This window comes from Mucilaginibacter frigoritolerans, from assembly GCF_007830615.1.
GTDB classification, from domain to species: Bacteria; Bacteroidota; Bacteroidia; order Sphingobacteriales; family Sphingobacteriaceae; genus Mucilaginibacter; species Mucilaginibacter frigoritolerans.
Map to the genome: position 1 here is coordinate 48,697 of NZ_VLLI01000014.1, position 19,024 is coordinate 67,720.

Genomic DNA, 19,024 nt, shown 5'->3' on the forward strand with positions numbered 1-19,024 from the left:
TATCTATTACTATATTTGATGTTAATAAAGAGAGGTAAGCATAGTAGACTTGCCCATTATAAATTAAATTTTGATGAACATATTTGTAGGAAGCCTTCCTTTTTCATTAGAGGAAGCCGATTTAAGAGAGCTTTTTGAAGCTTATGGTGAAGTTAGCACCGTTAAATTAATTATCGACAGAGAAACCGGCAGAAGCAAAGGTTTTGGCTTTGTTGAAATGTCTGATGATGAAAGCGCTCAAAAAGCAATCACAGGATTAAATGGCGCTGAAGTTAAAGGCAGATCAATTGCGGTAAGCCAGGCTGAAGAAAAAAAACCAAGTGATCGCAGAGGCGGCGGTGGTGGTTACGGCGGTGGAAACCGTGGTGGCGGCGGTGGCTATGGCGGTGGAAACCGTGGTGGCGGCGGCGGTGGCGGCTATTCAAGAGATAACAATCGTGGTGGCGGCGGCAGCGGTGGTGGCCGTTGGTAAAATATAATTACAAGTAAAACGCCCTGTTGATGTAACAAGGCGTTTTACTTGTATAAATTTTTAGCGCAAATTTATTGATTTGCAAGTGCTTTTAGTCCTCTCCGGTCTTTCAGTAGCATTTGTGTTGCTTATAGCATCGCATCTATTTTAGATACTACTCTGTTCATTTTTTTGCCGTAACCTGAATTAAAAATGCAAGCTAATTGCTCTTATTCTTAAATTCAGGTTTGGCAAAATCAAAACAACAAATCAAAAATGAACTCTTAAATATCTTTGACTGATCACTTCTTAGTGACCAGTTGTAACGGGTTTATTATTACCGGGCTGACCAACACCAGCTGATTGTTCAGCTGCTTTAGCATCCGCTGGTTTAACTTTAATAGATGATCCGTCCCTAATCTCTTCGCTGGCATCTTTTACAATTTGATCACCCTCATTAATATCACCATAAACTTCAGTAAGCGTTCCTGACGACAAGCCTTTTTTAACGTTAACCCACTGTGTATGGTTATTAACCACTTTAATTATAAACACCTTTTCGGTTGAAGTTACTACGGCAGTTTTCGGAACAATAAAGGCACTGTCGCGTGATGGTAAAGGAATATCAACCTCAGCAAACATGTGTGGTAATAAGTCTTTATTGGTGTTATAAACATCCATTTCCACCTGCTCTGAGCGTAATTTTGTGTCCAGGGCGCCGGCAAGCCTTTTTACCTGGGCTGTAAATTTGCGGTTAGGTAAAGCCTGTACGCTAAAAGTAACATGATCTTTATCACTTAAGCCCCCGGTGGAGCTTTCTGGCACTGATATTACCAAACGCATACGTTTCTGATCCTGTAATACCAATAACGGATCATTGGATCTTCCCGGGCCAACATATGCACCCAGGTTTATATTACGAGCAGTAATCACGCCATCAAATGGTGCCCTTATTTGAAGATAAGCCAAATTAGCGGCCACTTCTTTATAAGATGACTTTGCAGCCTCAACATTAGCCAGATCTGAATTTTTCTTGGCTTCAGCCAGCTCCAGATCATTCTGTGAAACGGTACCTGGAATTTTACTGGTACTCAAAAGCCTGTCGTAAGTAGCCTTACTTGCATAATAAATTGCATCATATTGCTTTATCCTTGAATCGGCTTCTGCCAATTGTGAATTAATTTCAGGAGCTTCCAACTGCACCAATAATTGTCCCTGGTGTACTTGCGAACCTATATCAACCAGCAGTGTTTTAACATAACTGTTTACTTTGGCGTATAGATCAACTTCCTGGTAAGGCACCAGTTCACCCGGAACAGCAATGGTGCTGCTCAGTTTTCCTTTTTGTATAGGTAACAGGGCAACAGTTGGTGTATCAATTGCATTCTCATCCCTTACGGTTTGTTCTTGCTCTTCTTTTTCTTTTTTACTAGGGCCACATGAGCTCAGTAACCCAACGCCTATAACTAAAACAGTTAAAGGAACAATAAATTTATTTTTTGTGATTTTCATGATGATGGTGCAATGGAACATAAAATTTACTTTCTTTATCTTCAGGATCTAATGAAACAGATTCGGTTGAGGTATTACCTTGAACCCAGGCAAAAACCAATGGCAATATTAACAGTGCAGCAAAGGTTGAGGCTAATAAGCCGCCAATAACCGCTCTTCCTAATGGTGAAGTTTGGTCACCACCCTCGCCCAGGCCTGATGCCATAGGAATCATACCTACAATCATGGCCAAACTGGTCATCAAAATTGGCCTAACACGTAATGCAACCGCCTCGCGTGCTGATCTCAGCGCATCGCCATTATGCTTTCTCAATTCCTCGGCATTGGTTACCAATAATACCGCATTTGAAATAGATACACCCACCGACATGATCATACCCATGTATGATTGCAGATTAAGTGTAGCCCCTGTTATTTTAACCAGCAGTAATGACCCAAATAACACAGCCGGTACTGTTGACAGTACAACCAGTGACACCTTAAATGATTGGAAATTGGCTGATAACATCAGGAAAATAACCAATACCGCAACCATCAAACCACTTTGCAAGCTATCAAGGGTATCGGTAAGCGTTTGGCTCATACCGCGTAACTCAACAGTTAAACCTCGTGGCAATTTACCTAATGCTTTGATTGCTTTCTGCACATCATCTGTAGCGGTACCCAAATCTTTTTTGTTAATGTTTGCAGTAACAGAAAGTGTTGGCACAGCGCCGATATCGTCATCTTCGCCATAAGTGGTGTCCTGTTTTACCTGGGCAACGTCACTGATAACCGGGCGCGGCTGATTGCTCAACACTGGTATTTCGCGTATATCATTCATACTCGACATCTGATATTCTGGTATCTGAACCTGAACCAAGTAACTTAAGCCAACCTTTTCATCAATCCAGTTGTTTTTTTCTGTAAAACGGGATGATGATGTTGATGCGGTTAAAGTTCGTGAAATATCATTAACGCTTACTCCTAATTCCGCAGCACGAACCCTATCTATGTTAATGTCAATTGACGGATATTTGTATGATTGTGCAATTTGTATATCACGAAGATACTTTATACTATCCAGCTTACGCATTACCTTAAAAGCATAAATAACGTTTTGTTTTTTATCTTTTCCGGTTAACGCAACCTCAATAGGCGTTGGCGATCCTTGACTAAGAATTTTATCGGTCAATTCTATCGGCTCAAAAGAAACTTTAATGCCGGGCAATTGCTTATGTATGGCATTCCTGAATTTTTCTTTCAAATCATCCAGGTTTACCTTATAATCTTCTGTTAAACTCACCTGCATTACAGCCTCCTGCGGACCAGCCATAAACATATAAATAGGGTTTGTTGAAAACGACGAAGGATGCATACCCACCAATGATGATGAAATAGCAATATGCTCTTTACCAACAATACCTTCTAAAATGTGAATTGCTTTTATGGTGCTTTCTTCTGTACGTTCTAACCTTGTACCGTCGGCTCCGCGCAAACGAACCTGGAACGTACCAGAGTTTACTTTTGGTAATACATCGCGTCCAATAAAACTGAACAACAAAAATGCAAGTCCAAAGGCTACTATCAGATAAACGGATACAATCAGTTTACGAGCTGGTAACATTCTGTCCATCAGCATTAAAAACCGCAATCTGAATTTGTCAAAGCCTTTGGCTTTTTTATCATTTTCAGTAGCATGTTTAACGGCTTCTTCCTTTTGTTTCCAAGCATCACCCTCATCGTCCATTGCGTAACCGTCTTTATGGCTTTTATCCTCATGTTTGTTTACCATGATCCAGTTGGCCATAATAGGAACAAATGTTTGGGCAAGCATATAAGAAACGATCATTGAAAAACCAATAGCCAATGCCAATGGCAGGAACAATGCTCCCGGAATACCGGTCATGGTAAATGCCGGAGCAAACACCGCCAGGATACAGAACAGGATCAGCAATTTAGGAAAAGCAATTTCCTTACAAGCATCCCAAATAGCTAAAGCTTTGGGCTTACCCATATCAAAATGCTGGTGAATATTCTCAATCGTTACGGTTGATTCATCCACCAGGATACCAATAGCGAGCGAAAGTCCGCTCAACGTCATGATATTGATAGTTTGATGAAACAAGTTGAGGAAAAATACCGCTGATACGATACAAGTCGGAATCGTTAAGATTACAATTAATGCCCCGCGCCTGTCGCCCAAAAAGAGCAATACCATTAACCCGGTTAATACAGCACCGATGGCGCCTTCTTCGGCCAAACTTTTTACTGCGTTGATTACATATACTGATTGGTCAAAAACGAAAGAAAGTTTAACATCAGGTGGCATCAAAGCCTGGAAACGTGGAATGGCTTTTTTAAGATTTTGCACCACATCCCATGTTGAAGCCGATGCTGATTTTGTAATAGGCAAATAAACTGAACGCTTACCATTAACCAACGCATAACCGCTGGTAATGTCAGCTCCATCTTCTACCGTTGCAACATCATGAAGAAAAACAGTTTGTACACCATTTTTAAACAAAGGGATATCGCCAAATTCAGCTACCTTTTTGATGGTCGTATTTGCCGGGGTTATATAGTTAATATCACCAATACGAACGTTACCGGCAGGGCTGTTCTGGTTGTTATCGCGCATGGCAGCAACAATCTGATCTGGCGTTAAGTTGTGGGCCCTTAATAACTCAGGGTCTACTTTAATTACAACAGTACGCTGGTTGCCACCAAACGGAGCCGGTGCAACAAGACCCGGAACTGAGGTAAATGATGAACGAACATAAACCAATGCAAAATCCACCAGTTCTTTATTCGTACGGGTTGGGCTGCTTAATACCAGCTGACCAACAGGTAATGTAGAGGCATCAAACCTCAATATAAACGGCGGCTGTGATCCCTGCGGGAAGCCAGACTGCGCCCTGTTGGTATAGCCCGTGACCTCCGCCGCGGCCTGGGCCATATTAGTGCCCTCGTAAAATGTAATTTTTATTAACGTTAATCCTTGTATATTTTTTGTTTCAATACTTTTAACACCCGAAACATATAATAACAAGTTAACATATTGCTTTCCGAAGTACGCCTCCATCTGATCGGGGGTAAAACCACCGTATGGATGCGATACATAAATTACCGGTAAATTCAAATCGGGGAAAATATCTATCTTGATAGTCCGTATCGCATTGATACCGAAGAAGAATAATCCCGCAACTATTACCAGTATGGTGATTGGCTTTTGAAGAGCCCCTTTTATCATTCCCATTTTCTAATATGTTGTATTAAAAGTTATTCATAAAAATTCCGAAATCGCCTGTAGCTGCCGCCTTATATAATAGCGCCTGCCATACGTTATTTGAGGCAATATAATTATCAACCTCTGCGCGGTTTAAAACGTAAAGGGCCTGCGTAAAATCAACAATATTTGACAGTCCGTTTTGGTAAAGGGCAAATTTTTGATGATAAGCATCTGTCGCAGCTTTTACTTCTTCAGGTACCTCGCGGTAATTTTTTAACGCATTACTGATACGGGTTTCAGCCAGTACTTCCTGATCCCTTAACTGCTCGTTATACAAATCATAAGTGTTTTGGTATTGAGCAGAAGTAAATTTCTGTGCCTTAACCTGATAATGTACCCTCAATGGCGTAGTTATATTCCAGGTAACACCAATACCAAACAAGTAGTTATAGCGGGTTGGGTCAACTCCTGTACCATAACTGCTGGTATAAAGACTTTGGTTTGCTCCATATCCCTGATTAAAACCAGTTCCGCGAGCATCAAAAACACCAACCAAACTAAAGGTAGGATAGTTAAACGTTCTTAAATACTTAACCTCTTCATCACTTACGTTTATTAAATTCTGATAATAACGTAGGGTTGGATGATTGGCTAGATTTAATTGTGTCTGCACATCAGCATTTATTGGCGCTTTTGAAATAAAAGTACTATCCAATGTAAAATTCTGTGGCAGCACACCCAGGTACTGCGCCAGTAAATTACTTTGCTCCTGCTCAGTTTCCTGCGCATTTGTTAGTACAATTTTGGCATTTGCAACTTCAGCGTTCGCTTGTGATGAGTCGACGCCTGGATTTAAACCATTTTTAACACGGGCTATCACAACCTTTTGCAGATCGATGGCACGGTTAAGATTATCCTGGCCTGCTTTACTCAGCTGCTGCGCAGCCAATAAATTCAGATAAGTGCTGGCAACCCTTATTTCGTGTTGAAACTGTTCCTGTACCAGATCGGTTTCATTAAGGTTTACCACATTTTTTTGCACTTTAACTTTTTCTTTCGCTTTACCGAATGAGAAAAAGTCCCAGTTAATGGTGCTGATGTAAAGGGAGCCAAATGCAGCATTCCAGTTCTGGCTTCCTAAAGTAGGACCGGCTGATGACAATGCTTGTCCTTTAAACGCATAGAGGGGGCCATACTGTGAATTTACAGTACCATAATCCTGCTGGCCTGAGAGGGTTAAATCAGGAAGATTCTCGGTTTTTGATTCGGTTAAATTTGCTTTGGAGGCATTAAGCTGATTTGCCTTTGCTTTTATGGTTCCATAATTAGCAAGTGCAGTTTGTTCGGCTTCTTTAATAGTCAATATTTTTTGGCCACTAGCCTGAAAGACAAATAAAACACTCAAAAAACCTAAGATTACCTGTTTTGAAGAGATGTTTAACATATGTGTAAGTTTGACACTACAAAAGTAAAACTATCCTCTATATGAAAAAAATGAATTAAATTTGTTACAATTATTAAAATATCTAATAATGAACATTGCATTACATCATTTTAGACTGGTAGATACCATCTCAAAAGAGGGCACATTGACCAAAGCAGCCAAAACACTGCATTTAACACAGTCGGCACTGAGCCATCAACTAAAGGAGCTTGAACGTGAATTAGACGTCGAAATATTTGACCGGCAGGGCAAAAGATTACATTTGTCTGAACAAGGCTACCGTTTTTTGCGCAGTGCCGAGAAGATTTTGGCCGAATTAAAGACGCTTGAAGAGGATATCAATAACTACAAAAACGGAAAAACCGGCAAACTCAGCATCAGTATGCAGTGTTATACCGCCTATCACTGGTTACCGGGTATCATCAAATATTACAAAAAGCGCTGGCCCGATATCAACATACAAATACTATCAGATGCTACCCGGCGGCCGTTGGAGTACCTGATGAATGGCGATTTGGATATCGGTATTATCCGCACCCAAATGGTAAATACCAAAATAAGATACGAACCTATTTTTGTTGACAGACTGACAGCTGTGATATGTAAAGATCATCCTTTAGCAAAAAAAGATGTGATTAATATCTCCGACTTTCACGGAGAGGAGTTGATATTACCATTATACGATCCCTCCTACCAGGATACTCCGGTTATTGAGGCATTAATACAGGCCCAACAGGTAAAGCCAAAAACACTGCACCGCATTCACTATACTGATGCAGCCATTGAAATGGTAAATGCAGGCCTCGGTATAACTGTTATGGCCGACTGGATTGTTGAACCTTATTTAAAGGGCAGAAATATTGTTACTAAACCACTTCACCATAGCGTAGCTAAAAGGGCGTGGTACGCCGCTACCTGCAAGCAAACGCCTGCCATACTAAACTTTTTAGAATGCCTGAAAATGTATTTTGCAGGAGAGGATATGAGTGTGGATGAACCTGAAAAAAAAATAATTATACAGGAACATGTTTCCCCAAGGCAAAAAAGCAACGTAGTGGCATCTGTTGGCGCAAAATTCATCAATGAGCCAATTGCTTCCAGTGTTGCACAGGATATTAAGAGTTACCAATATTAAATAACGGGGCAGGAAAGAGCATGTTGATTAAATTGTGGTGTTATTTATTTTGCACATGCATCTTTATTGCCTTTACTAATTTCTTTAATCCACTATTTGCGCAACAAGCCTTAAAACCATTTCCGCAGCATGTAAAATATAGTGTAGGTACTATAAACCCCAATCACATATCCCAAAAACAATTGGATAATGCGGTTGAAAGCTTTTATACTCCCTGGAAAAAACGGTTTATAAAGACTACGCCAGATCAAAATCAAAGTTTTATCTGGTTTGGGGGAATCGGTAAAAAACAGTGTGTTTCAGAAGGGCAAGGCTATGGGATGATTATCGTTGCATTAATGGCAGGTTTTGATTCGTCAGCAAAAAGCATTTACGATAAGCTTTACCGGTATTATAAGGCACACCCAACCGGCAAAAGCCATTATTTAATGGCCTGGGCGCAATATGCCGGTGGAAAAAACCTCGATAATACATCGGCTACGGATGGAGATATGGATATTGCCTACTCATTACTACTGGCTAATAAGCAATGGGGCAGCAATGGGCCAATTAATTACCTCGCCGAAGGCAAAGCCATGATTAACGATATCATGAAGTACGAAATTAACCACCATACATGGTCTGTTATATTAAGTGATGGTGTTGAGGCAGAGAGCAAAGATTATTTTGATATGCGTTCATCTGATTTTATGCCTGCAAATTTCAAGGCGTTTTATAGCGCTACAAATGATATCCGCTGGACAAAGGTGATCAACAGTAATTATAGGCTTTTTACCCTGATGCAGGATAAATACAGTCCGGATGCAGGGTTACTGCCTGATTTTATTGTAAATACAAATAAAGTGGCAAAGCCTGCCCCACCTTATTTCCTGGAATCAAAATATGATGGTTACTATAATTATAATGCTTGCCGTGTTCCATGGCGCATTGGTGTTGATTATTTACTTACCGGGGATAAAAGGGCTAAACTAATAACCGACAGGATAAACCACTGGATAAGGGAAACAACCAATAATGATACTTATAATCTATCAGCCGGATATACCCTGGCAGGGAATGATATTAAAGGGCGCAATTTTGAAGCGCTGAGTTTTATCGCCCCTTTTGCAGTATCGGCTATGGTTGATAAAAAAAATCAGCAATGGCTAAATAAGGTTTGGGATTATCTGGTAGCATTTAAGCTAAAAGATTATGATTACTATGATAACACTATAAAACTATTAAACATGATCATTTTATCAGGAAATTACTGGAAGGCAAATTAATTACAGGGAACACATGATGAAATCATTATTTTGTATTTAAACAAATGAGCATTTAATTGGTCAAAAGCATTAGTTTTTAAAGGACACCTTTTTCCAGTTTTAACGTATAAGAATTATAAAGTAAATTTTTCAATCCAATGAAGCAAAAAGCAGCATTAGTATTATCGGGTGGAGGAGCAAGAGGCATAGCCCATATTGGAGTTATTGAAGAACTGGAAAAAAGGGGGTTTGAAATAACTTCTATCGCGGGTACCTCAATGGGTGCTGTTGTTGGTGGTGTTTATGCTTCAGGAAAGCTGGAGGCTTACCGCGATTGGCTTTATACCATGGATAAGATGAAGCTTTTTAACCTGCTCGACTTTAGTTTTACAACCGAGGGACTGGTAAAAGGGGATAAGTTGTTTCAAAAAATGAAGGAATTCATTTCGGATCAGGACATCGAGGATTTTAAAATACCTTATGCAGCTGTTGCAGCAGACATTATTAATAAAAAGGAAGTTATTTTTACCCATGGAAACGTATTTAACGCCATAAGGGCTTCTATCGCTATACCAACAGTATTTACTCCTGTTAAAACAGAAGATGGCCTGCTGGTTGACGGGGGAGTTATCAATAATATTCCCATAGAATATGTTAAAAGACTGCCGGGAGATATATTAATTGCCGTAAACGTAAATGCAGATATTCCCTACATTAAACCAGCCCCGCCAAAAACAGAAATTGTTGCAGAGCAATCTGTTTATCAAAAAAGACTTAAAGATTTTTATAGTCACCTGCAAAAGCTTAATCCTTTAAGTAACGAAGAAAAAATTGGCTATTTTAACCTGATCAATAAAACCATCAGCTTAATGATGTTTCATATCGCCAAAATATCCATAGAAAAAAACCACCCCGACATACTTATCGAGGTATCTGCCGATTGCTGTGGTGCTTTTGATTTTTACCGGGCCGAAGAAATGGTTGAAACCGGCAGACTAGCTGCCATTCAAAGTTTGACGCAATATGAAGATAATGAAAAAAGAAAGTTAAGGATAGAGCGATAAAAACTTAATTTTTAAAACTTATTTTAATATCCTTTTTGCAACCTCCTGCCCGCTCGAAAGAGCAGCTTCAACGGTTCCCATAGCAGCGCCTTCATACAGATATTCGCCAGCAAAAAACAGGGTATTATTTACCTGGTTATTGAGTATCCGCCGTGCTTGCGATGCTGCCATAGTATCATAAGCATATGAACCAAGTGTAAACGGATCACTTGTCCAGTTAGCTATATAAAAAGCGGTGAGCTTATCTTTTAACTCATCAACAGTTATTTTAAATATATTACTTAATGATTGGAGGGCTTGCTGTAAGACTTCTTCATCCGGTATATCTTTTTTTAGTGCTGCGGGCGGCCCACCCAGCCAACCGGTTAATACAGTGCTATGTTGCGGCACCTGTGTCCACCATGTAGGTATTTCTTCTGCCGATAACAGGAACCCCATATTTTCCAGGCTTTTTCCTGCTAATGCCTGAGTTTTATCATCCAGCCAAAAAGATTCGTCAAACTCGAGCAATACTTTTATTATTGCACCAAATCCCATATCGGCTATTGCTTTATGCTGTTCAGGTATTGGCGGATCAAAAGACACAGCTGCTTTTTGATTTTTATCAGCCTGTAAAATCCCCAATGGCAGGGCAACTACTATTTGCGCTGCTTCATAAACAGTTCCATCCAGCGTTAATACAGTTACCTTCCCTTGCTCCCACTGAATTTCTTTAGCTATTGAGTTCAGGTAAATTTCACTACCAGCATTGGTGATTTCCTGCTCCAGGTATTTAATCATTACCCCATAGCCGTCTTTAACACGATGCTGAGCCTCATTATCTTCATCCAGCCACTCATTACGCAAGGCAAAGGTGCTTGCTTTTTCAGGATCAGCAGTATCATAACCCGATACAAAGCGGCGAACTGATTTTTTTAATTCATTGTATTCATCTCCAGCAAATTCTTTTTCTAAAAAAGCTTCTATGCTTATGTCATGCTTAAGCAGCAGCAACTTTTTCATCAGCAAATCCCACTCCTCTATAAATCCGCCTTCATGTTCAAATTCACCGTTTTTATATTGCCACATTTCACCACTCGCTGGCAGGTAATCTATATTTGCTTCTTTTAACAATTGAAGTGTTACTGGTAAATCGCCATGTATAAACTCTGCACCTAATTCAACATGCTTAAAAAAGAGTTCATTGTGCAGGGTATGGATCCGGCCACCAGATCGTTCGCGAGCTTCCAGTACCGTTACCTTTTTTCCGGCTTGAGCCAAAGTATACGCTGCCATTAAGCCGGCAGCACCAGCACCAATAATTAAAACTTCACATTTATCCATTTTTATTAATCCAGGCAGATTATTGTCTATCGCAAAATAACATAAATTAAATTTTTGTTATATATTTAATACAAAGCGAAGGTTATTTGTTCAAAAAAATACAAAATTCGTCCTAAGATATTTCACTACCCATGATCATTAATCCTTTTGACAAAAAGCAAATTGCACCCAACTCCATCTACATTATAAAATGTTTAGTTGGCGTAATTATTTGCTATATCCCTTATGTATTATTTCCTCAATATCCGTTTTACTGGGCCATTGTATCTGTTGCATTAGTGTTATCGCCTGATCATAGTACCACACAGGCCTATAACCGGATTAAAGCAAATGTATTAGGGTGCCTGGTTGGTATTTGTTTATATCCATTGCAACTACCAGATCTCCTTATTTTATGTATCGGGGTAACGTTAACTATTTGTATTGGGCTAGCATTTAATGTAAAAGATGCCATAAGAAGCGCATTAGCCGGATTAGTTATTGTAACCATACAAGCAGAACGAAGCAAACATTGGTACATTGCCGTGGAAAGACTAATGTGCGTAGTTAGCGGATGCGTAGTAGCACTGTTGGTTACTTTGCTGTTTAACTTAATTTTAAGCAAAACAAAGATTAAAACAGATTAGCAATATCGCTTATATAGCGTTATGCCCTTTCAAATATTATCGTTTTATAAAAGGCGCCTCGCCTACCAGGCTTTTATTGCTATCGTTTAATACCCTTACAATATAAGTACTCGGCGGAAAATTGCTTACATTACCCTGCCATACAGCCTGCGATAGTGTTCCGGTTAATATAACCGATCCTGTAATGCTTATTATTTTAATATCATACAATTTGGCACCCGTTGATTGTGTGTCCAAGTACGCCGCATTATTTTGAACTACCGTTACATTTACAATACCACTTGTTGGATTAGGGTAAATCATCACATTAGGGATGTTAGTACTACTACCATATATCAGCCTCACAATATTTGAATAGCTTACGGTACTATCTATAGCCAAAACTTTTAAACGGTATAGATCAATCCCATTTACAGGATTTTTATCAAGAAAGCTATAACTGCCCCGGGCATCTGATAAAAAGCTGTCGATGGCAGTAAAAGTTACGCCATTGTCGGTACTTCTTTCCACAATAAAAGTAGTGTAGTTCTGCTCATTTTCTGTTTTCCAGTCAATTTTCGCTCCTCCGGTGACTTTTACTGCTGTAAAATCCAATAAATGAATGGCTAATGCCGCGTCTTCCCTGATGATAACTTTGAAACGATTTTTCCCAAAAGAAGCAGTATCATTCAGGTCGATATTAAAAATATAAGAGCTGTTATTCTTAATATCCAGTGAATCTTTTTTGTAAGTATCTATTAACCACAGGTCATAAACCGCCGGAACAGCTTTCAACTCGGTACGGGTAAGGGTATATTGACCGCTTGTTAATGCACTTACCCCGATATTGGCTGTATCCGGTTGATTTATTTTAGGCAATGTGAACCATTTAGATACCACTTTAAAACTATCTACCGAAGTAACCCAGGCAGATTGAGGAGAACTTTGCCCCGGGAAGAAAAGGTCATCCTCTCTTTGATTATATTTTTTAGTTGATCCCTGATTAAAGCCAATCAAAACTTCATTTTTGCTGGTAGTATCCTTTGATAAAGATAAACGAAGATCCTGGCTGTAAGCGGCCGTTCCTGCCGATTTCTCCAAAGCCAGTATTGTTGCCCCTGTATGTTGTGCAGATGATTTGGCATTTTCAGTAAATTGTAAAGTTGCCGAACCGGCACCGCTTGCTTTTACAAAAAAGCCTTGTCCGCTGCCTATAATATTGGTACCACCGTTGGTAGATGCCCCTGTTTGTGCGTTATACGTTCCATAGGCATCGGATACAGTTATAAACTCCCAGGCTGTAGGGTTTACATTCACCCCAATTATAGTCTCAAGTGATGCGTTTGAGTTATAGAATCCGTTCCAATCGATAGAAGATGCATATGGGTTGCCCACCAGGTTAAATCCACGCACTGCCGAGTTTCCCGCAGGGGTAGCAGGAGTACCTGCTATTACAGTATATCCCAGATTGGGAGGTGTTGACGGATTAGGGTTATACCAATCTATCACCTGTACCGATCCCTGGTTTAACGTACCAGAAGTAGTTAGCGTAGCAGGTTTTGGGGTACTCGTTGAAACGTAGGGTGAGCTGGTAGTTAATCCCCCCCTGAAAAAGAATAAAAATCCGTTACCTACAGGTATATTATAATAGGTAGTACCGCCGCCGTCGCCATCAATTAAATAGTTAGGCGAGTTGGCAATATCTTTTACGCCGCGATTATTACTATTTAAAAAGGTGCTGTATAACGGCGCCAGATTTTCACGGTACAAGTAAAGCGTTGGGTTGCCTGCTTTACTAAAGCCACCAGCTGTACCATCCGTTCCGGTAAGAAACGTTGAATCTTTAAGATAATTTACACTATAGATTTTATTGCTGTACGAATCTGTACCGGAACTCACCGGTGATGACAGCAACCTGTATCCACGATATCCTGCTCCCCCGGTTATATAGCGTTCTACCTTTACTGAGCCTGTAATGCTGTATGCTGATGGAATAATGCCCACTGCCGCGGTAGTTGTAGCATTACTTTTTAATGTTAAAGCACCGGTGTTGGTATTGTCAACAAACAAGTTGCCGCTGGTCATTGTCAGCGTGTTAAACACATCGACGGGGCCTCCTTTTATAGTTACTTTTCCATACGTTGTTATACCGCCCGATACCGTTGAATAAGTATTATTAATGGTTAAGTTACCGAATTCTGCAGTATTTACAGTATTGGAACCGGTATAGGTTTGTGTTGCCGTTGTGCCATTAAAGATCACCGTTGGGAAAGCAGTTGATGAATAGTTTATAGTACCACTATTGACGATATTACAGCCTATAGTTAATGTTTGTCCATTTAAATCAAGCTTCGCGCCGCTGTTAAGGGTCAAATTATATACACTGATACTTTGCGTTAACTGGGGGCAGGTGGTTACATTCGGGATAAGCAGCGAGACACTTCCATCAAAAAAAGGCAGCTGATTGCTGATACCGAAGGTTGTGTTATTCCAGTTATTGATAAGGGTAATGTCGCTTGATTGATTACCCGTCCACGTATAAACAACCGGCGTATTCACTGACACATTTAATGTTGAAATGCATTGGGCATTTTGTGTTACTGTTACTGCGTATGCACCCAGGGGGCTGGCATTTGTATTTATTGGATTCTGCAAGGTTGAGGTAAAGCCATTGGGTCCGGTCCATGAATAAGTGGAGTTAGCAACAGTATTGGCAAACAATTGTACAGATCCATCACAAAGCTGATAGGCGCCGCCTCCGTATAATGCATATACATCAGCATCGGTCAGGGCATGATTAAATATAGCAATATCATCAAGCAAGCCCTTATAAAAGTAAGATGTAGGGGGCGATGGCCAGTTCTGCAGGTTATCATATCCAAAGCGCCAATATCCGGCTTCGGTTTCAGCAACTTTATTTGTCGAATCCTCAGCCTTTATCACACCATCTACATACATTTTAACACCGTTGGTGGATGAAAAAGTCAATACCACGTGATGCCACTTCCCATCGTTATAAGATGCTGTAGTATTTATACATCTAAAACCATTATAATAAACACCAAAGTATATCTGTCCGGCATTATTTAAATAAATATGATGGTCATAATTACCGCTTGAGCCCGTTTGTTGATTTCCCCAACCAGCCAATTTACCGCCGGTTGTAGTAGTGGTGTTAAACCATAGGCTTATTGAAAAATCCTGTGGAGCTGAAGTAATATTTGTTTTGGTAGTTATGTATTGAGAAACGCCGTCAAAGCTATAAGCATTGTTGGCAGCCCCAAAACGGTCTGTTGTTGGTTGAGCCACCGTAGGGCTGCCTTCTGCTATACCATTATTTCCGCTTCCCGAAACATCATTAGTGCTTCCACTGGTGAATGGCAAAGCAAGTGTAGCACCGGCTGTTACTGATTGAGCGGTAGCTATAATAGGATTAGCCACTATTGTTGCAGTGCCAGAAACTCTTGCACTTGGTATCCCGGCAGAAGTGTATGAAACATAATAAGTTCCTGAAGTTTGTGGCAAATAGGTAGCCCCGGTTGCAATTACTGTAGTACTTGTTGACGTGGCATACCAGTTGTAGGTACCACCTGCTGGTAAACCGCCCGAAGCGGTAAGTGTAACAGAACCCGCACCACAACCCGGACTGCCTGAGACTGCTACAGATCCAATGATTTGGGCATTAATATTATTAATAAAAATAAATACCAAAATAAATGTGCCTGATATTTTTGTTAATAAATTATTAAAAGTAACCATTTTTATCATCCACGTAGTGTAAAATATACAGGGTTTCTCATAACGTATATAACTTTTTGATTATCAAATAAAAAAGTCACACATACGCGTACTTACTCCCTATTAATTAAGTAACCTTAGTCTAAGACAAAAATATACGAAAATAACAAACCGGCAGCTTTATTTATTATTTTTTCACTTTTTAATATATATGATTTATTTTTAATACCTGAGAATATATATCAGATTCACCAGGCAAATATTTAACAGAAAGATGCAATTAGAAGCGTATAAGTTAATATCCTGAAAAAAAACAGGGCCCCGGTTTGCACCGGAGCCCTGTTCAATTATTTGTTTTAAGTGATTATTTTATCAATAATGTGATTTATTTTGCAGGTAATGTGATTATTTGTTTGGTTAAATTCCAGCCTTCTAATAAAACTGTTGGCTGTACATCGCCTAATTTAGCTACCGGAGCGCTTACTGAAACGGTTATGCTTTCGTGTGGGGCAAGAGTAAAGTAATTACCTGTCCAGTAGCTCGGCATTACTTCTTCGCCGTTTTTCATTAATTGCGGGCGAACAAAAAATGCAATTTTATTACTGCTGTTGGTAAATTGCATTGTCCATTTATCTTCGTTGTTACCTTTTTCAGTTTTTACAACCTTAGCCTGTACCTGAGCTGTACTCATATTATTAAATGCTGTAAAGTCATTACCAGGTGCCAGCCAATAAACGTTATGTGAAACGTTCTTACCAGCAGCATCGGTTAAATTAAGTACCACAAAGTTCACTCCTTTGCTCGATGCCAGCAATTCTTTCAGTTTAATTACTTCCTGCGCACCTGTTTCGGCCATACCGATGTGATCTACTGTAAATGATTTTACCAGTTTGCTGTCTATATCATACACATCAGCTTTGGCAATCAGTAATCCGGTAGCGTGGTGAGTACGATTGATAACAGCTGCGGTTGAATCATCCTGGTTAAACTGAATATGTAAGGGTTCGCAGGCGTTTTGCATGGCATAGTAACCAGCATTGGGCTCCAAATACCAATCATATATTTGCCAGATAACACTTGGAAGTGCCGCATTCAGTTTCCAAAGCATCACACCACCCGTTTCGTTTATTTTATGGCCTGCTGCTTCAAATATACCCTGGTACCCTACCGCATTCATCAACTGCATTTTATCAGAAAAATTTACCATTGTTTGCGGCTGACCATATCTTTTCACCATCTCTTGGTAATAGCTATCATACCTGCCAGCTCCTGTAGCTGCGTCATGATACCCCCAGGTGTTATTTAGCGGAAATGGCAGTTTGGTATCCCAAACCAGGTTTGGAATTACTTTAGCCAGTGTAGTATAAGGAGGTTGCGAAGGAATACCTGTTTCATCTTTAAATACCCAATCGCCACCATCATCAGCTTTTTTATAATATACTTTCGGATCTTCCCATTGGTATGGGCCACCGCTGTACACACCCGAAGGCATATCGTCAGGATATGAACCTTTCCATCCTGCCGGTAATTTGGCAAAGCCAGATGAACTCGGAATAAACGGACGGGTGCCATCTAAACCAATAACATTATCGCGCATGGCGTCATATAGTTCCTTGCGGGCGTGCCCCTCGTTACCACCTGTCCAAACCAATAAGCTTGCATGGTTACGAATGCGGTAAATTGTACTTACCACGTTTTTGATAAATACATTCCCTTCCAGCGGCCAATCTGGCGATCCTTTAAATTCGCCCTGTGTATCGCCTGTAACCCAAAAGTCAGACCATACCATTTCACCGTATTTATCGGCAGCATTCCAGAAAGCATCAGGAGGTGTTACGCCGCCGCCCCAAATGCGTACCAGGTTTACATTGGCATTACGGCATAAATGCATTTCGTAATCATAACGTGCCGAATCCCGGTTTACCATCATATCGGGGACCCAGGCGCCACCTACCAGGTGTACACGTTTACCGTTCACATAAAAAAAGCGGCGAACAAAACCATTTACCATACTAGCATTTGAGGATACCGTGCGAATACCAAAAACAAATGTGGTATCGTCAGAAACACTGGTTCCATTAGTATATTGCAAGCGTATGCGGTATAAATTTGCCCGGCCATATCCATTTGGCCACCACAAATGAGGCCGCTTAATTAACAGCTGACTTATTTTATCGGCATTTAAATCAACTACAGAAGCGCCGTTTGCTGCAACTGAAATTGCCTGCGAAAACTGGGAAGGCAATCCTGTAAAGTTTTCAGGGCTGATACTTACTGTTAGTTTTCCGTTTTGAGCAGTATTGCTATGGTTTGATAAAGTTAAATTTAAAGATAGTTTAGCGGTGCTGGTATCAGGCAGATTGGGCAATTCTGTTACCAGTTTAGGGTGACCGATAGTTACAGCACCAGATGAGCGCAGATAAACAGGCTGCCAGATTCCCATGTTACGATCGCGCACGGGAGGAATCCAGTCCCACCCTACGGAACAAAGCATGGTTACGTTTTTACCAATGTCGCCGGTAGGCCCTCCATTTTCATAAAATGGCCCCATTGCCTGTAATTGTTCTTTTGCGGGATAGCCCGGATAATCTAAAGGATATATTTTTACGGCAATCGCATTATCGCCGCCTGCAATAACCGCATCGGTTACATCTAAATTATAATCGGCAAACATACCTACCATTTGGGTGGAGTCGGCTATTTGCTTACCGTTTACCCATACCGCTGCGCGATAATTTATCCCTTTAAATATCAGCTGAAAATGACGTCCTTTTTCGCTTGCTGCAACTTTGAAAGTTGTACGGTACCAGTAAGGTTTTTTCCATGGATTAGGATCGTTAGGTAAAAAGCTATACTGCTCCAGATTATATTCTTTATTAAACTGATCGGACGCATCTGGAATCAACATGTTATTTAATCCCTGATACGGAGAGGGGTAAATATGATTAGCTACCAATCCGGTTAGCACTGTTGAGGGCACTTTAACCGGGAACCAGTAAACCGGTGAATGATATTGAACGCTGGATAACTCGCTACCCGTTGCGTTTATAAGTGAAGATGATTGAAGATCGAAATTTGTTAACTTAACCTGTTTTACGGTTCCGGTTTGGGCAAATGATAAAAATGGCAAAGCACTCACCATAAAACCAAAGGCAACCGAATACATCAATTTTTTCATTAGTAAAATTTAATTTGAAGCGATAAAAACAATAGATTTTAAGACAAGAAATCAGGCTTATTTGATTTCTTGTCTTATTTTTTACTACTATAATTTATGCTGTAAAACTACTTAACAAA

The 19,024-nt window shown here is 40.2% G+C and carries 11 protein-coding genes; 5 read left to right on the plus strand and 6 right to left on the minus strand.

The window, feature by feature from the left end; genetic code table 11:
• Positions 1-73: 73 nt before the first annotated feature.
• Positions 74-472 (plus strand): RNA recognition motif domain-containing protein, encoded by a 399-nt coding sequence (locus tag JN11_RS20440; protein WP_144915603.1) that lies wholly within the window; start codon positions 74-76, stop codon positions 470-472.
• A gap of 288 nt (positions 473-760) precedes the next feature.
• On the opposite strand, the gene JN11_RS20445 is transcribed toward JN11_RS20440, so the two are convergent.
• The 3 genes from JN11_RS20445 to JN11_RS20455 are packed head-to-tail and all read right to left on the minus strand — an operon-like array spanning position 761 to position 6,618.
• Positions 761-1,963, minus strand: coding sequence for an efflux RND transporter periplasmic adaptor subunit (locus JN11_RS20445; protein ID WP_144915604.1), 1,203 nt, complete (start codon positions 1,961-1,963; stop codon positions 761-763).
• Complete coding sequence (locus JN11_RS20450; RefSeq protein WP_144915606.1) at positions 1,944-5,201, minus strand: efflux RND transporter permease subunit; 3,258 nt, start codon at positions 5,199-5,201, stop codon at positions 1,944-1,946. Before JN11_RS20450 ends, JN11_RS20445 begins: the two co-directional genes overlap by 20 nt.
• Before the next feature lie 16 nt (positions 5,202-5,217).
• Positions 5,218-6,618 carry a TolC family protein gene (locus JN11_RS20455; RefSeq protein WP_144915608.1) on the minus strand — a complete coding sequence of 467 codons (1,401 nt, stop codon included), beginning with the start codon at positions 6,616-6,618 and terminating at the stop codon, positions 5,218-5,220.
• An 88-nt stretch (positions 6,619-6,706) separates the two neighbouring features.
• On the opposite strand from JN11_RS20455, the gene JN11_RS20460 reads away from it, so the two are divergent.
• The 3 genes from JN11_RS20460 (at position 6,707) to JN11_RS20470 (ending at position 10,061) form a co-directional block, all read left to right on the plus strand.
• Complete coding sequence (locus JN11_RS20460; protein ID WP_144915610.1) at positions 6,707-7,753, plus strand: LysR family transcriptional regulator; 1,047 nt, start codon at positions 6,707-6,709, stop codon at positions 7,751-7,753.
• Between the two features lie 20 nt (positions 7,754-7,773).
• A complete protein-coding gene (locus JN11_RS20465; protein WP_144915612.1) occupies positions 7,774-9,018 on the plus strand; it encodes a glycosyl hydrolase family 8 in 1,245 nt (414 codons plus the stop codon).
• Positions 9,019-9,155: 137 nt separating this feature from the next.
• On the plus strand, positions 9,156-10,061 hold the full coding sequence (locus JN11_RS20470; RefSeq protein ID WP_144915614.1) for a patatin-like phospholipase family protein: 906 nt from the start codon (positions 9,156-9,158) through the stop codon (positions 10,059-10,061).
• A gap of 18 nt (positions 10,062-10,079) precedes the next feature.
• Here JN11_RS20470 and JN11_RS20475 read toward each other — a convergent pair whose 3' ends face one another.
• Positions 10,080-11,384, minus strand: a complete 1,305-nt coding sequence (locus JN11_RS20475) for a flavin monoamine oxidase family protein (RefSeq protein WP_144915615.1) — start codon at positions 11,382-11,384, stop codon at positions 10,080-10,082.
• Positions 11,385-11,515: 131 nt separating this feature from the next.
• On the opposite strand from JN11_RS20475, the gene JN11_RS20480 reads away from it, so the two are divergent.
• A complete protein-coding gene (locus tag JN11_RS20480) occupies positions 11,516-12,010 on the plus strand; it encodes an FUSC family protein (protein WP_144915617.1) in 495 nt (164 codons plus the stop codon).
• 36 nt (positions 12,011-12,046) lie between these two features.
• Here JN11_RS20480 and JN11_RS20485 read toward each other — a convergent pair whose 3' ends face one another.
• Together JN11_RS20485 and JN11_RS20490 are read right to left on the minus strand one after the other, a co-directional pair.
• Complete coding sequence (locus tag JN11_RS20485) at positions 12,047-15,757, minus strand: LamG-like jellyroll fold domain-containing protein (protein WP_144915619.1); 3,711 nt, start codon at positions 15,755-15,757, stop codon at positions 12,047-12,049.
• Positions 15,758-16,112: 355 nt separating this feature from the next.
• Positions 16,113-18,905: a glycoside hydrolase family 2 protein gene (locus JN11_RS20490; RefSeq protein WP_144915620.1), complete on the minus strand. Its 2,793-nt coding sequence runs from the start codon at positions 18,903-18,905 to the stop codon at positions 16,113-16,115.
• Positions 18,906-19,024: the final 119 nt, after the last annotated feature.

What these genes read in the sequence shown, in the direction of transcription:
- JN11_RS20440 (WP_144915603.1), top strand. Translation starts at nt 74, where the DNA reads ATGAACATATTTGTAGGAAGCCTTCCTTTTTCATTAGAGGAAGCCGAT.
- JN11_RS20445 (WP_144915604.1), bottom strand. Translation starts at nt 1,963, where the DNA reads ATGAAAATCACAAAAAATAAATTTATTGTTCCTTTAACTGTTTTAGTT.
- JN11_RS20450 (WP_144915606.1), bottom strand. Translation starts at nt 5,201, where the DNA reads ATGGGAATGATAAAAGGGGCTCTTCAAAAGCCAATCACCATACTGGTA.
- JN11_RS20455 (WP_144915608.1), bottom strand. Translation starts at nt 6,618, where the DNA reads ATGTTAAACATCTCTTCAAAACAGGTAATCTTAGGTTTTTTGAGTGTT.
- JN11_RS20460 (WP_144915610.1), top strand. Translation starts at nt 6,707, where the DNA reads ATGAACATTGCATTACATCATTTTAGACTGGTAGATACCATCTCAAAA.
- JN11_RS20465 (WP_144915612.1), top strand. Translation starts at nt 7,774, where the DNA reads ATGTTGATTAAATTGTGGTGTTATTTATTTTGCACATGCATCTTTATT.
- JN11_RS20470 (WP_144915614.1), top strand. Translation starts at nt 9,156, where the DNA reads ATGAAGCAAAAAGCAGCATTAGTATTATCGGGTGGAGGAGCAAGAGGC.
- JN11_RS20475 (WP_144915615.1), bottom strand. Translation starts at nt 11,384, where the DNA reads ATGGATAAATGTGAAGTTTTAATTATTGGTGCTGGTGCTGCCGGCTTA.
- JN11_RS20480 (WP_144915617.1), top strand. Translation starts at nt 11,516, where the DNA reads ATGATCATTAATCCTTTTGACAAAAAGCAAATTGCACCCAACTCCATC.
- JN11_RS20485 (WP_144915619.1), bottom strand. Translation starts at nt 15,757, where the DNA reads ATGATAAAAATGGTTACTTTTAATAATTTATTAACAAAAATATCAGGC.
- JN11_RS20490 (WP_144915620.1), bottom strand. Translation starts at nt 18,905, where the DNA reads ATGAAAAAATTGATGTATTCGGTTGCCTTTGGTTTTATGGTGAGTGCT.